This window comes from Streptomyces sp. NPDC021096 (assembly GCF_040641275.1).
GTDB lineage: Bacteria > Actinomycetota > Actinomycetes > Streptomycetales > Streptomycetaceae > Streptomyces.
Genome location: NZ_JBFADG010000003.1, coordinates 155,128 through 167,974 on the forward strand (window position 1 = coordinate 155,128; position 12,847 = coordinate 167,974).

Genomic DNA, 12,847 nt, shown 5'->3' on the forward strand with positions numbered 1-12,847 from the left:
CGGGTGTTTATCGTGAGCTTTATGTTCAGTATTGGGACGGTGAACGACTCGGAACGACGCGATGTGGTCCGCGCCGTGACCGAACACCGGCCGGCTCCGCCACAGGGCTAGGCCACCCGCCGCGCGCCCGCCGACGGTGCCGCCGTAAAGACGCGCGGCTCCCGGTGCCCGGCCTCGGCGAACGCACCGGTGACCGCCGCCCGGACCGCCCGGGCGGCCGCCTCCTCGGCCAGCACCACCGCCGAGCCCCCGAACCCCGCCCCGGTCATGCGGGCCCCGAGCGCGCCCGCGCCGAGCGCCGCGGCGACCACCAGGTCCAGCTCCGGGCAGGAGACGGCGAAGTCGTCGCGCAGCGAGGCGTGTCCGGCGCTCAGCAGCGGCCCGGCCGCCCGGGCGTCGCCGGCCCCCAGGAGGGCGGCCACCTCCTCGACGCGGCGGTTCTCCGTCACGACGTGCCGCACCAGCGCCGGCCACTCCCCCGCACCGCCGGTTCCGGCCAACTCCTCCAGGGCGGCGGACAGTTGCGCGTACGGCACGTCCCGCAGGGCGCGCACGCCCAGCGCGCGTGCGGCCGACTCGCACCCCGCGCGCCGCCGTGCGTACCCGCCGTCGCCCACCGCGTGGGTGACCCGGGTGTCGACCACCAGCAGGGTGAGGCCGTGTGCCGCCGGGTCGAAGGGGATCTGCCGCCGGGTCAGGTCGCGGGTGTCCAGGTGCAGCACATGGCCGTCGGTGCAGCACGCCGAGGCGATCTGGTCCATGGCCCCGCAGGGGACGCCCACGAAGGCGTTCTCGGCCCGCTGCGCCAGCCGGGCCAGCCCGGGCAGGGCGCCGGCGGTGGGGCCGGGCCCGAACAGCCCGTCCAGGGCGAGGGCCGTGGCGACCTCCAGCGCGGCGGACGAGGACAGGCCCGCCCCGGCCGGCACCGTGCTCTCGATGTGCAGGTCGGCGCCGGTGATGCCGTACCCGGCCGCGCGCAGGGCCCAGGCGACCCCGGCGGGGTAGGCGGCCCAGCCGGGCACCGTGCCGGGCGCGAGCTCCCGGACGTCCAGCTCGGCGGCCCGGCCCGCGGACGCGGAGTGCAGGCGCAGCCGCCCGTCGGTGCGGGCGCGGGCGGCCACCCAGGTCTGCCGGGGCAGCGCGAAGGGCATGACGAAGCCGTCGTTGAAGTCGGTGTACTCGCCGATGAGGTTGACGCGGCCGGGCGCGGCCCAGACCCCTTCGCAGGGGGCGCCGTGGACGGCGTGGAAGGCCCGCTCGGCCCGGTGGGCGCTCATGCCCGGGCCCGGGCGTCCCGGCGTGCGAACGTCCAGGCGTCCTCGATGATCGCGGCCAGGTCGGGCCGGGCGGGCCGCCAGCCGAGCCGGTGCGCGGCCCGGTCGGCGGAGGCGACGAGCACGGCCGGGTCGCCGGGGCGGCGGGCGGCGGTGCGCTCGGGGATGGCGTGGCCGGTGACCTTGCGGGCGGTCTCGACGACCTCGCGGACGGAGAAGCCGTTGCCGTTGCCGAGGTTGCAGATCAGGTGCTCGCCGGGGCGGGCGGCGGTGAGGGCGAGCAGGTGGGCCTCGGCGAGGTCGGCGACGTGGATGTAGTCGCGTACGCAGGTGCCGTCGGGGGTGGCGTAGTCCTCGCCGTGGACGCAGAGGGCCTCGCGCTCACCCAGGGCGACCTGCAGGACGAGGGGGATGAGGTGCGATTCGGGCGTGTGGCGCTCGCCGTGCCGGCCGTGCGCCCCGGCCACGTTGAAGTAGCGCAGGGAGACGGCGGCCAGGCCGTGGGCCGCGCACTCGCCGCTGATCATGTGGTCGGCGGCGAGCTTGGTGGCACCGTAGGGGTTGGTGGGGAGGGTGGGGGCGTCCTCGGTGATGGGGACGGTGGCGGGCTCGCCGTAGGTGGCGGCGGTGGAGGAGAAGACGAGCCTGCGCACGCCGGCCGCGCGCATGGCGGCGAGCAGTTCGAGGGTGCCGCCGACGTTGTTGCGCCAGTAGGCCTCGGGCTGGGCGACGGACTGCCCGACCTGGGAGAAGGCCGCGAAGTGCAGGACGGCGTCGTGGGAGGGTGCGAGCCAGCGGGCGGCGTCCTGGACCCGGCCCTCGAGGAAGCGGGCGCCGTCGGGGACGGCGTCGCGGTGGCCGCTGGAGAGGTCGTCGAGCACGTCCACCTCGTGCCCCGCGGCCAGCAGGTGCGCGGCGACCACGCTGCCGATGTATCCGGCGCCGCCGGTGACCAGGCACTTCAGGGGGGTGCTGCTCATGGGCTCGCTACCTCTCGCAGTCGCTGGGCCGCGTCCTCGGGCGGCACGTCGTTGATGAACACGTTCATGCCGGATTCCGAACCGGCGAGGAACTTCAGCTTTCCTGCGGTGCGGCGAATGGTGAAGAGCTCGAGGTGGAGGGCGAATTCACTCCTGTGGGGGTGGCGGAAGGGCGCCTGGTGCCAGGCGGAGATGTACGGGGTGGGCCCCTCGGCCTCCCCGCTGTCCCCGTCGAAGATCCGGTCGAAGCGCCGTAAGAGCTCCAGATAGACGCGGGGGAAGTCGGTGCGGGCGTCGTCGTCGAGGGCGAGCAGGTCGGGCACCCTGCGCCGGGGGTAGAGGTGCGCCTCGTAGGGCCAGTGGGCGGCGTAGGGCACGAAGGCGGTCCAGTGCGCGCTCTGCAGGACGATCCGCCGGCCGTCGGCGCGCTCCTGGTCGACGACGTCGTCGAAGAGGTTGCGTGCGGCGCCGCGTTCGCGGTGGGCGGCGGCCGAGGCGAGCATGCGGGCGGTGCGCGGGGTGACGAAGGGGTAGGCGTAGATCTGCCCGTGGGGGTGGCCGAGGGTGACACCGATCTCCCGGCCGCGGTTCTCGAAGCAGAAGACCTGCTCGACTCCGGGCAGGGCGGCCAGTTCGGCGGTCCGGTCGGTCCAGGCGGCGAGCACGAGGGCGGCCCGGTCGGGGTCGAGGCCGGCGAAGGAGGCGTCGTGGTCGTCGGTGAAGCAGACGACCTCGCAGCGCCCGTGGTCGCCGGTCAGCGAGGGGAAACGATTCTCGAAGACGACGACCTCGTAGGCGGCGGCGGGGATCTCGGTGTGCCGGCCGTCGCGGGAGGGGCACAGCGGGCACTGGCCGGGCGGCGGGTGGTAGGTGCGCGCCTGGCGGTGGGAGGCGATGGCGACGCTGTCGCCGAGCAGCCGGTCGCGGCGGATCTCGCCGGTGGTCGCGGGCCGTTCGAGGGGCCGCTGGTCGACGTCGTCGCGTACGGCGTCGTCCCGCGAGTCGTAGTAGAACAGCTCGCGGCCGTCCGCGAGCCGAGTCGCCGTCTTCTTCACGCCGCCCTCCTCACACACCCCCGCACACAACCGAACACAAGGAACCATGACCCCACAACCGGGTCAACAGTGCGTGAAGAGTGGCGTGCGCGTCAGCCGACGGGCGGCCGCGGGCCTCCCAGCGCGCCCGGGGGCGCTCCCGCCGGGCCGGGGCCCCGGGAGGGGGCGGCGGCCTGGGGCGGGACGGGGGCGGAGCCCGTGGCGCGGTCGAGCAGGCCCGTGCGCGCCGCGAGGGCGGCCGCCTCCAGGCGGGAGCCCACGCCGAGCTTCATCAGGACGCGCTGGACGTGCGTACGGGCCGTGCTGGGCGCTATCCCCATGCCGGCCGCGATCAGGCGGGTGTCCTCGCCCTCGGCGACCCGGACCAGGACCTCGACCTCGCGCGGGGTCAGCAGCTGCAGCAGCCGGGCGCCCTCGTCGTCCGGCTGGGCGGCGGGGTTGAGCAGCTCGGCGAAGGCGCCCTGCAGCAGCTGCGGGTCGACCGCGGCCTCGCCCGCCCGGGCCTTCATCATGGCGCGCTCGACGCCCTCGATGCGTTCGTTGTGGCGTACGTAGCCGGAGGCGCCGGCGGCGAAGGCGGCCGCGATGCCGAGCGGGCTCGGCACGGGGCCGAGCACGACGACCGCGACCTGCGGGCGCTCCCGCTTGATCCGTACGACCGGGTCGAAGGCCCCGGGCTCGGCCGGGGTCGCGGTGCCCAGCAGACACACCTCGGGTGCGCGGCTGATCACCAGGTCCGCCGCCCCGGCGCTGGGCGCGGCCGCGGCCAGCACGCGATGGCCGCGCAACTTCAGTGCCGAGGCGAGGGCCTCGGCCAGCAGCCGGTGGTCGTCGACCACCATGAGCCGCACGCCCATGCGCTAACCCCCCTGTCGCCCGCTGCCGCCCTCTGCCGCCCGCGCAGGTCTCCCCGGCACCCTCTTGCCCCGGAAGCTACACGCTTGTTCGACGTTCCGCGCCCCTTACCGGTGAGAAGTCCCCCGGAATGCCGAAATCCCTGCCAATCACGTGTACTTCGAGACTGAAACGGATCGTTCAGGCATGTACGCGCGACGGACAGGGATACGGGCTGGAGCGCTCGTCAAACGATCATTATCAGCTGCCGCCGAAGATCATCGTCAGATACTCCTTGCCGAAGCTCACCGAGCTGGGCTTGTTCGCGTAACTGCTGCCCAGGTAGAGCCGGCCCTGCGACCACAGCCCGTAGTGGGTGCCCGGCGTGAGCCTGCGCTCACTGTCGGCCGTGGTGGCCGGATTCTTCAGCAGCACATCGGTCTTGAACGACTTGGGATCGATCCGTACCACCCTGCCGCCCGACTTGTAGGTGGGTTCCTGGTAGCCGATGGGGTAGCCGTCCTTGTCGACGCCCAGCGGGATCAGCGTGGAGCCTGCGACGCCCTCGGCCTTGCCCTTGGACTGGCCGCTGGCCAGGTCGAAGCCGACGATCTCGTTGACGCGGCCGACCTGCTGGGTGTTGCCGCTCGCGTGCTCCTCGGAGGGCAGGTAGAGCGTGTCCTTGGTGATGGCCAGTTTCATGCAGCCCTCGACGTCCGTGGAGGGACACCTCGGCGTGAACTTGCCGTTCTCCGTGGAGATCTTGGTGCGCAGCTTGGCTTCCTTGGCGCTGTCGTCGATCACCAGGAAGTCGGAGGCGGAGCTGCCGGTGGAGCCGCCCGCGTCGACCGCGATGACCAGCGGGTCGGTGGAGGCGATGTGGACGTACTGCAGTCCGGCGGGCACCTTGTAGACCGACTTGACCGCGCCCGTCTCGGGGGTGAGGGTCTGGACCTGCATCTGGGGCCGGGAGTAGTCGCCGCAGCGGCGCACCGCGACGAGCTTGCCGCCGCCGCCGTAGCCGTCGTCGCGGCAGTCCTCGCCGGGCTTGGGCTTCCACAGCTCCTTGCCGTCGGCCAGCGTCCAGGCGGCGCCGCCGCTGGTGCCGCCCGCGGCGACGGTGCCGCCGCCGACGGTGACCTCGTCGAAGCGGATGTCCTGGTCGCCCGCCTTGGCGGTCTTCTGCCAGAGCTTCTCGCCCTTGTTCAGGTCGATGGCCACGACCTGGGTGCAGGGGCCGCCGTACTTCTTCTCGGAGCTGGGCTTGCCGTCCTTGACGACGATGGCGGTCTTGCCGTCGGCCGTGGCCTGGCGGGAGGCCCAGCAGACCTCGCCGTCGAGCGGGATCTCCCACTTCTGGCCGCCGGAGAGGCCGTAGCCGACGAGCTTGTAGACGTCGACCTTGGCGTAGACCTGGTCGGTGACCCAGTGGCCCTTGACGCCGACGAGGTCGTCGACCTTGGGCTGGTCGACGCTGAACAGCAGCTTGCCGTCGATGGTCGCGGGCGCCTTGGCGCCGCCGCCGGCGCCGCCCTGCTTGCCGGCGTCCTGGCCGCCGGTCGTGCCCTTGGCCTCGTCGTCCTTGCCGCCGTCCTTGGTGGCGAACCAGACGCCGCCGCCGATGACCAGAACCAGCGCCACGACGGCGCTGATGATGATGGCCATGCGCTGCTTGGCCTTGCCGTTGCCGCCGTCACCGCCGGGGGCGCCGCCGGGGAACTGCGCGGTGGGCGGGTACATGCCGTACTGCTGCGGCTGGGGCGGCTGGACGGCGCCGAAGGCCTGGGTGGCCATGTCGGGCTGGCCGGGGACGCCCGGGCCGGGCTGGGCCGGGTAGCCGTAGCCGGCCGGCGGCGGGCTCTGGGGCGCGCCCGGCGGGGGCGGCGGGGCCTGGGGGTAGCCGTACGCGGGTCCGCCCGCGGGCTGGCCCGGCGGCGGAGGCGGGGCCTGCGGGTAGCCGTACGCGGGCCCGGCGGGGGGCTGCGCGGGCGGCGGGGCGCCGAAGCCGGGGGGCACCGGGCCGGAGGGGGCCTGTGGCGCGCCGAAGCCTCCGCCCGGCTGGGCCGGAGGGCCCTGCGGCGGTGGGGGTGGCTGGGGCGGCTGTGACATCAGCTTTCCTCTTTACGCGCGGGTCCAGGGCTTGAATCCGCAGGAATCCGGCCAGTGTGCGGCAGGCGAGCGGGTGTTCTTTGTACCACCCGTCGCCGACAGCCCAAGGGCCGATCTCAGACCTATCCACCACCTGAGACCGGCCCGTGACGAGACTGTTGCGCCTTATTGCGCCTTACGATCCGTCAGTTGGCAGCAGCTGCGCACCGCACCGCCCTCACGCGTCCTCGGCCAGCTCCAGCCAGCGCAGCTCGAGCTCATCGCGCTCGCCGGCCAGTTCCCGCAGCTCGGCGTCCAGCTTGGCGACCGCCTCGAAGTCGGTCGCCTGCTCGGCGATCCGCGCGTGGAGCTTGGCCTCCTGCTCGCTGACGCGGTCGAGCCGGCGCTCGATCTTCTGCAGCTCCTTCTTGGCCGCACGCGCGTCGGCGGCGCCGAGCTTCGCCTTCGCCGAGGACGCGTCCGCGACGGGGGCGGCGGGGGCCGCGGCGTCGATGACGCGCTGCCTGCGCTCCAGGTACTCGTCCAGGCCGCGCGGCAGCATCCGCAGCGCCCGGTCGCCCAGCAGCGCGAAGACGCGGTCCGTGGTGCGCTCGACGAAGTACCGGTCGTGGCTGATGACGACCATCGAGCCGGGCCAGCCGTCGAGCAGGTCCTCCAGCTGCGTGAGCGTCTCGATGTCGAGGTCGTTCGTGGGCTCGTCGAGGAAGAGGACGTTGGGCTCGTCCATCAGCAGCCGCAGGATCTGCAGCCGGCGCCGCTCACCACCGGAGAGGTCACCGACGGGCGTCCACTGCTTCTCCTTGGTGAAGCCGAACTTCTCGCACAGCTGGCCCGCCGTCATCTCCCGGCCCTTGCCGAGGTCGACGCGGTCGCGCACCTGCTGCACGGCCTCCAGGACCCGCTTGGCGGGGTCGAGTTCGGCGACCTCCTGCGAGAGGTAGGCCAGCTTGACGGTCTTGCCGACGACGACCTTGCCGCCCGCGGGCTGCTTCTCGCCCTCGGTGGCGGCCGCCTCGGCGAGCGTGCGCAGCAGCGAGGTCTTGCCGGCGCCGTTGACGCCGACGAGGCCGATACGGTCGCCGGGGCCCAGCTGCCAGGTCAGGTGCTCGATCAGCGCCTTGGGGCCGGCCTGGACGGTGACGTTCTCCAGGTCGAAGACGGTCCGGCCCAGGCGCGAGCTGGCGAACTTCATCAGCTCGGAGCTGTCGCGCGGCGGCGGCACATCGGCGATCAGCTCGTTGGCCGCCTCGATGCGGAAGCGGGGCTTGCTCGTACGGGCGGGGGCGCCGCGCCGCAGCCAGGCGAGCTCCTTGCGCATCAGGTTCTGCCGCTTGGTCTCCTCGGTCGCGGCGATCCGCTCCCGCTCGGCCCGTGCGAAGACGTAGTCGCTGTAGCCGCCCTCGTACTCGTGGACGGTGCCGCGCTGCACGTCCCACATGCGGGTGCAGACCTGGTCGAGGAACCACCGGTCGTGGGTGACGCACACCAGCGCCGAGCGGCGGGCCTGCAGGTGCTGGGCCAGCCAGGAGATGCCCTCGACGTCGAGGTGGTTGGTGGGCTCGTCCAGGACGATCATGTCCTGGTCGGCGATCAGCAGCTTGGCCAGCGCGATGCGGCGGCGCTCGCCACCGGAGAGCGGGCCGATGACGGTGTCCAGGCCCTGGGGGAACGCCGGCAGGTCGAGCCCGCCGAAGAGGCCGGTCAGCACGTCGCGGATCTTGGCGTTGCCCGCCCACTCATGGTCGGCCATGTCCCCGATGACCTCGTGCCGCACGGTGGCGGCCGGGTCGAGGGAATCGTGCTGGGTGAGGACGCCGAGCCGCACGTGGCCGGCGTGGGTGACCCGGCCCTTGTCGGCGTCCTCGAGCTTGGCGAGGATGCGGATGAGGGTGGTCTTGCCGTCGCCGTTGCGGCCGACCACGCCGATCCGGTCGCCCTCGTTCACGCCGAGGGAGACGCCGTCGAGCAGCGCACGCGTGCCGTACACCTTCTCGACGGCTTCCAGATTGACCAGGTTGGCTGCCATGCCGCTCCTTGCTCTATGGGACTGCCTCCAGGATCCCACGCCCGGCCGAGGCCCCCGACCGGGCCGGTGGTGCGCTGTCCACGGCGTGCGGCCCGGCCGCGACGGCCACCGCTGGTAAATTCCACCCGGTCCGCGCCCGTATCCGCGCATTCCCGTCCGGCCAGAAAGACAGAGCGTGAGCCTTATATCGGAGGCCGTCCCCCGGACCGGGTCGGCTCCACGCCCCGGGGCGGTGTCCTCGCGGATACGGCTGGAATCGCTCACCGGTCTGCGCTGGTTCGCGGCGCTGCTCGTGTTCTGTTACCACTTCTCCTACGAGCAGTACGGCGCCGGTACCGCGGAGCAGCTGCGCAGGCTGAAGGACGCCACCTTCGCCGGTCCCTCGGCGGTCTCCTTCTTCTTCATTCTCTCGGGCTTCGTCCTCGCCTGGTCGGCCCGGCCCGGCAGCGCGGCCGCCGGATTCTGGCGGCGGCGTTTCGCCCGTATCTACCCCAGCCATCTGGTGACCTTCGCCATCGCGGTGCTGATGCTGGTCTGGATGGGCAAGAGGCTCGACCCCGACCTGGCGCTGAGCAATCTCAGCCTGACGCAGTCGTGGGTGCCCAACGACGAGGACCGGTGGTTCGCCTACAACGGCGTCTCCTGGTCGCTGAGCTGCGAGGTCTTCTTCTACGCCTGTTTCCCGCTGCTGGTCTCCGCGATCCGCAGGCTGCCGCTCGCGGGCCTGTGGGCCGTGGTCGGCCTGGGGAATGTCTTCGTCCTGCTGCTGCCTTTCGCCACGGACGTCGTCCGGCGCACGGCGGGCTGGGAATCGAAGTTCACGCTGTACATGCTTCCGCCCGTGCGCCTGGCCGAATTCATCATCGGCATCGCGCTCGCCCTTCTGGTGAGGAAGGGCGCCTGGCGCGGCCCGGGTCTGGTGGCGAGTGTCGCGCTGTCCGTGGGGGCCGTCTTCGCGCTGGCGCATCTCGTGCCGGAGGAATTCCACTGGGTCGCGGTCACGGTGGTTCCCTTCACCCTCACCGTCGCCGCGGCCGCGCGCGCGGACGTACGGGGCGAGGAATCACCGTTCCGGAACCGGTTCGTGGTGTACCTCGGCGAGATTTCCTTCGCCTTCTATCTCCTGCACGAAATGGTCATCTTCACGACGAGCCATTTCCTGAGGCAGCACCACGTCACCGTTCCGCTGGCCCTGCACGCCGCCCTGGTGATGGCAATCTCCCTGGGCGGCGCCGTCCTCCTGCACGAGTGCGTGGAGAAGCCGTGCGCGACGTGGCTGGGTGCTTCCCGGGCGGAACGGATCCCTCGCTCAGGCCGATGAGCGGGCGGTCCCGCACACCGTCGCCCCCGGCGCGGGGCCAAAGGTGACGCGGACGGCGCGGCAGGTGCCGGACGTCCGCAGGGCTTCGGCCACCTTCTCGGCCTCTGCCTCCCCGGCCACCAGGAACGCCGTGGTCGGGCCGGAGCCCGAGACCATCGCGGCCAGCGCCCCGGCCTCCGTACCGGCGGCGAGCGTCGCGGCCAGCGACGGCCGCAGGGAGACGGCGGCGGGCTGCAGGTCGTTGCTCACGGCGGCCGCCAGGGCCGCCGCGTCACCGGCCGCGAGGGCGGCCAGCAGGGCGGCCGACGGCTCGGGGTCCGGGATGGCCGCCGCGCCGCGCAGCCGGTCGCACTCGGCGTACACGGCGGGCGTGGACAGGCCGCCGTCGGCGACGGCGAAGACCCAGTGGAAGGTGCCGCCGGTCTCGAGCGGGGTGAGCAGTTCGCCCCGGCCGCGCCCGAGCGCGGCCCCGCCGACGAGGCTGAAGGGCACGTCGCTGCCCAGCTCGGCGCAGATCTGAAGGAGTTCCTCGCGGGAGGCGCCGGTGCCCCACAGGGCGTCGCACGCCAGGAGCGCGCCCGCGCCGTCGGCGCTGCCGCCGGCCATGCCGCCGGCGACGGGGATGTCCTTGGCGATGTGGATGTGGACGTTCGCATCCCGCCCGTGCCGGGCCGCGAGGGCGAGGGCGGCGCGGGCGGCGAGGTTGGTGGCGTCCAGGGGGACCTGGTCGGCGTCGGGGCCGGAGCAGGTGACGCGCAGCTCGTCGGCGGGGGCGACCGTGACCTCGTCGTACAGGCCGACGGCGAGGAAGACGTTGGCCAGGTCGTGGAAGCCGTCGGGGCGCAGCGGGCCGACGGCGAGCTGGACGTTGACCTTGGCGGGGACGCGAACCGTCACGGCGGCGGCGGTCACTGCGTGGCGCCCTTCTGCTCGGCGATGGCGATGAACTCGTGCACGGTCAGGGCCTCGCCCCGGGCCTGCGGGGAGACGCCGGCGGCGACGAGGGCGGCCTCGGCGGCCGCGGCGGAGCCGGCCCAGCCGGCCAGGGCGGCCCGCAGGGTCTTGCGGCGCTGGGCGAAGGCGGCGTCCACGACGGCGAAGACCTCTTCGCGCGTGGCGGTGGTCTCGAGGGGCTTGTCGCGGCGGACGAGCGAGACGAGGCCGGAGTCGACGTTGGGGGCCGGCCAGAAGACGTTGCGGCCGATGGCGCCGGCCCGCTTGACCTCGGCGTACCAGTTGGCCTTGACGGAGGGCACGCCGTAGACCTTGTTGCCGGGCCGGGCGGCGAGCCGGTCGGCGACCTCGGACTGGACCATCACCAGGGTGCGCTCGATGGTGGGGAACTGCTCGAGCATGTGCAGCAGCACGGGCACGGCGACGTTGTAGGGCAGGTTGGCGACCAGCGCGGTGGGCGGCGGGCCGGGCAGCTCGGTGACGCGCATGGCGTCGCTGTGGACGAGCGCGAAGCGGTCGGCGCGGGCGGGCATGCGGGCGGCGATGGTGGCGGGGAGGGCGGCGGCGAGCACGTCGTCGATCTCGACGGCCGTGACCCGGTCGGCGGCCTCGAGCAGGGCGAGGGTCAGCGACCCGAGCCCCGGCCCGACCTCGACGACGACGTCGTCGGGCCGCACCTCGGCGGTCCGTACGATGCGCCGGACCGTGTTGGCGTCGATCACGAAGTTCTGGCCGCGCTGCTTGGTGGGGCGGACCCCGAGGGCTGCGGCAAGTTCGCGGATGTCGGCCGGGCCGAGCAGGGCGCCGGAATCGTCTGTGCTGGGGCTGGAGCTCACCCGTGAAGTTTACGGCCGCACACGGGCCACGGGCTCGCCCCCCGGCTGATGTACAGCTTCTTGGCCCGGAAGGTCTGTTCCTCGGCGGACGCGTCCTGCGGCCGGCCGCTGCCGCCGAGGGAGTGCCAGGTGCGGACGTCGAACTGGTACAGCCCGCCGTAGGTGCCGGAGGGGTCGACGGCGCCCGGCCGCCCGCCGGCCTCGCAGTGGGCGAGTCCGGCCCAGTTCAGGCCGTCCGTGCCCTGGACGGAGGTGGGGCGGGCCTTGGTGCCGACCTTCACGATCTGGGTGCGGGGCTGCTTGACGGTCTCCGAGGAGATCCGCTTGGGCTTCTGCTGGACCCCGTTGACGGTGCGCAGCTCGTAGGTGACGCGCTCGACGCCCTTCTCGCCGCGCTGGACGACGACCTCGGTGCCCTTGTAGAGCGTGGGGTCCTCGCGGCGTTCGGTGGTGTAGTCGATGGGTTCCTCGCGGACCTCGCGGCTGCCGGTGATGCGCATGACGGAGATCGTCTGACCCTCGCGGGGGAAGCTGTCGGGGTCGACGGAGGTGGTGTCCTGGCCGCGCAGGCTGATGCCGGCCTGTTCGATGGCCTCGCGGATGGTGGCGGCGTTGGTGCGGATGGTGCGTTCGCGTCCGTCGGCCATGAAGGTGACGCTGCGCTCGGTGCGGACGTCGAGGTCCAGGCCGTGGCGTCCGATGCGCGCGGAGCGGGAGGCGGAGAGGTAGGCGCCCTCGGCGCGCACGCCGAGCTGGCGCAGGGCGCCGTCGACGGTGCGGGCGGTGGTCCACACCTGGCGGCGTTCGCCGTCGAGGGTGAGGGCGACGGGGCGGCCGTAGCGGATGATGACGCGGTCGCCGGAGGCCAGGTCGTGGTGGGGGCCGGGGGCGATGATGTCGTGCTCGCCGACGGTCATGCCCTCGTCGGCCAGCAGCTCCTCGACGTCGTCGGCGAAGGTGTGCAGCGTGCGGGCCTTGCCGTCGATGCTGAGCTGGACGGATTTGTCGCTGGCGATGAAGGCGGAGGTGCCGCCGGCGAGGAAGGCGACGACGAGGGCCTGCGGGAGCAGCCGGCGCAGCGGTTCGGTCCGCTCGCGGGTGCCGGTGCGCTTGCGGCGCTCCCCGGCGGCGGCCCGGCGCGCGGCGGCGCGGCCGCCGGTCCCGGGGGGCTCGTCGGTGGTCGTGCCGGTGCCCGGCTCGGCGCGGGAGGCGGCGTCGTCCAGGAGCACGGGGGCGACGGCCTGGCGGGGCAGCTGGGGCTGCCCGAAGGGTTCGTAGACGTCGATGGACTCGTACGGGTCGTACGCCTCGTACGGCGGGGCATGGGTCTCGTACGGCTCGTACAGCCCGTACGGCTCGGGGCCGTACGGATCGGGCCGCGCGTACGGGTCGTACGGCGGCGGCGTCTCCGTCGCGGCGCGGGGTGCAGCGTGGGGGCTGCCCTGTGCATGACTCACG

General features: G+C 73.3%; 10 protein-coding genes. 1 reads left to right on the plus strand and 9 read right to left on the minus strand.

Annotation, left to right across the window (positions count from 1 at the left end):
- Nucleotides 1-107 precede the first annotated feature (107 nt).
- From galK to AB0G59_RS07125, 6 genes are all read right to left on the minus strand, one after another.
- A complete protein-coding gene (galK, locus tag AB0G59_RS07100; protein ID WP_360908890.1) occupies nucleotides 108-1,277 on the minus strand; it encodes a galactokinase in 1,170 nt (389 codons plus the stop codon).
- Complete coding sequence (gene galE / locus AB0G59_RS07105) at nucleotides 1,274-2,254, minus strand: UDP-glucose 4-epimerase GalE (RefSeq protein ID WP_360908892.1); 981 nt, start codon at nucleotides 2,252-2,254, stop codon at nucleotides 1,274-1,276. Before galE ends, galK begins: the two co-directional genes overlap by 4 nt.
- Nucleotides 2,251-3,309 (minus strand): galactose-1-phosphate uridylyltransferase, encoded by a 1,059-nt coding sequence (galT, locus tag AB0G59_RS07110; protein WP_360908894.1) that lies wholly within the window; start codon nucleotides 3,307-3,309, stop codon nucleotides 2,251-2,253. Before galT ends, galE begins: the two co-directional genes overlap by 4 nt.
- A 92-nt stretch (nucleotides 3,310-3,401) precedes the next feature.
- The gene (locus AB0G59_RS07115) at nucleotides 3,402-4,166 is read right to left on the minus strand and encodes a LuxR C-terminal-related transcriptional regulator (RefSeq protein WP_360908896.1); all 765 of its coding nucleotides are present in this window, start codon (nucleotides 4,164-4,166) and stop codon (nucleotides 3,402-3,404) included.
- A 238-nt stretch (nucleotides 4,167-4,404) separates the two neighbouring features.
- Entirely contained in the window at nucleotides 4,405-6,252 is a 1,848-nt protein-coding gene (locus AB0G59_RS07120) for a PQQ-binding-like beta-propeller repeat protein (RefSeq protein WP_360908898.1), read from the minus strand.
- Between the two features lie 217 nt (nucleotides 6,253-6,469).
- Nucleotides 6,470-8,278 carry an ABC-F family ATP-binding cassette domain-containing protein gene (locus tag AB0G59_RS07125; protein WP_360908900.1) on the minus strand — a complete coding sequence of 603 codons (1,809 nt, stop codon included), beginning with the start codon at nucleotides 8,276-8,278 and terminating at the stop codon, nucleotides 6,470-6,472.
- Between the two features lie 175 nt (nucleotides 8,279-8,453).
- Between AB0G59_RS07125 and AB0G59_RS07130 the strand changes: the two genes are divergently transcribed.
- Entirely contained in the window at nucleotides 8,454-9,599 is a 1,146-nt protein-coding gene (locus tag AB0G59_RS07130) for an acyltransferase (protein WP_360908902.1), read from the plus strand.
- Here AB0G59_RS07130 and AB0G59_RS07135 read toward each other — a convergent pair.
- The 3 genes from AB0G59_RS07135 to AB0G59_RS07145 are packed head-to-tail and all read right to left on the minus strand — an operon-like array spanning nucleotide 9,588 to nucleotide 12,846.
- The gene (locus AB0G59_RS07135; RefSeq protein WP_360908904.1) at nucleotides 9,588-10,511 is read right to left on the minus strand and encodes a 4-(cytidine 5'-diphospho)-2-C-methyl-D-erythritol kinase; all 924 of its coding nucleotides are present in this window, start codon (nucleotides 10,509-10,511) and stop codon (nucleotides 9,588-9,590) included. The genes AB0G59_RS07130 and AB0G59_RS07135 overlap by 12 nt on opposite strands.
- Nucleotides 10,508-11,389 carry a 16S rRNA (adenine(1518)-N(6)/adenine(1519)-N(6))-dimethyltransferase RsmA gene (gene rsmA, locus AB0G59_RS07140; protein WP_071965831.1) on the minus strand — a complete coding sequence of 294 codons (882 nt, stop codon included), beginning with the start codon at nucleotides 11,387-11,389 and terminating at the stop codon, nucleotides 10,508-10,510. Before rsmA ends, AB0G59_RS07135 begins: the two co-directional genes overlap by 4 nt.
- Nucleotides 11,386-12,846, minus strand: a complete 1,461-nt coding sequence (locus AB0G59_RS07145; protein ID WP_360908906.1) for a ubiquitin-like domain-containing protein — start codon at nucleotides 12,844-12,846, stop codon at nucleotides 11,386-11,388. The genes rsmA and AB0G59_RS07145 overlap by 4 nt, the downstream gene beginning before the upstream one ends.
- Between the last annotated feature and the right edge of the window lies 1 nt (nucleotide 12,847).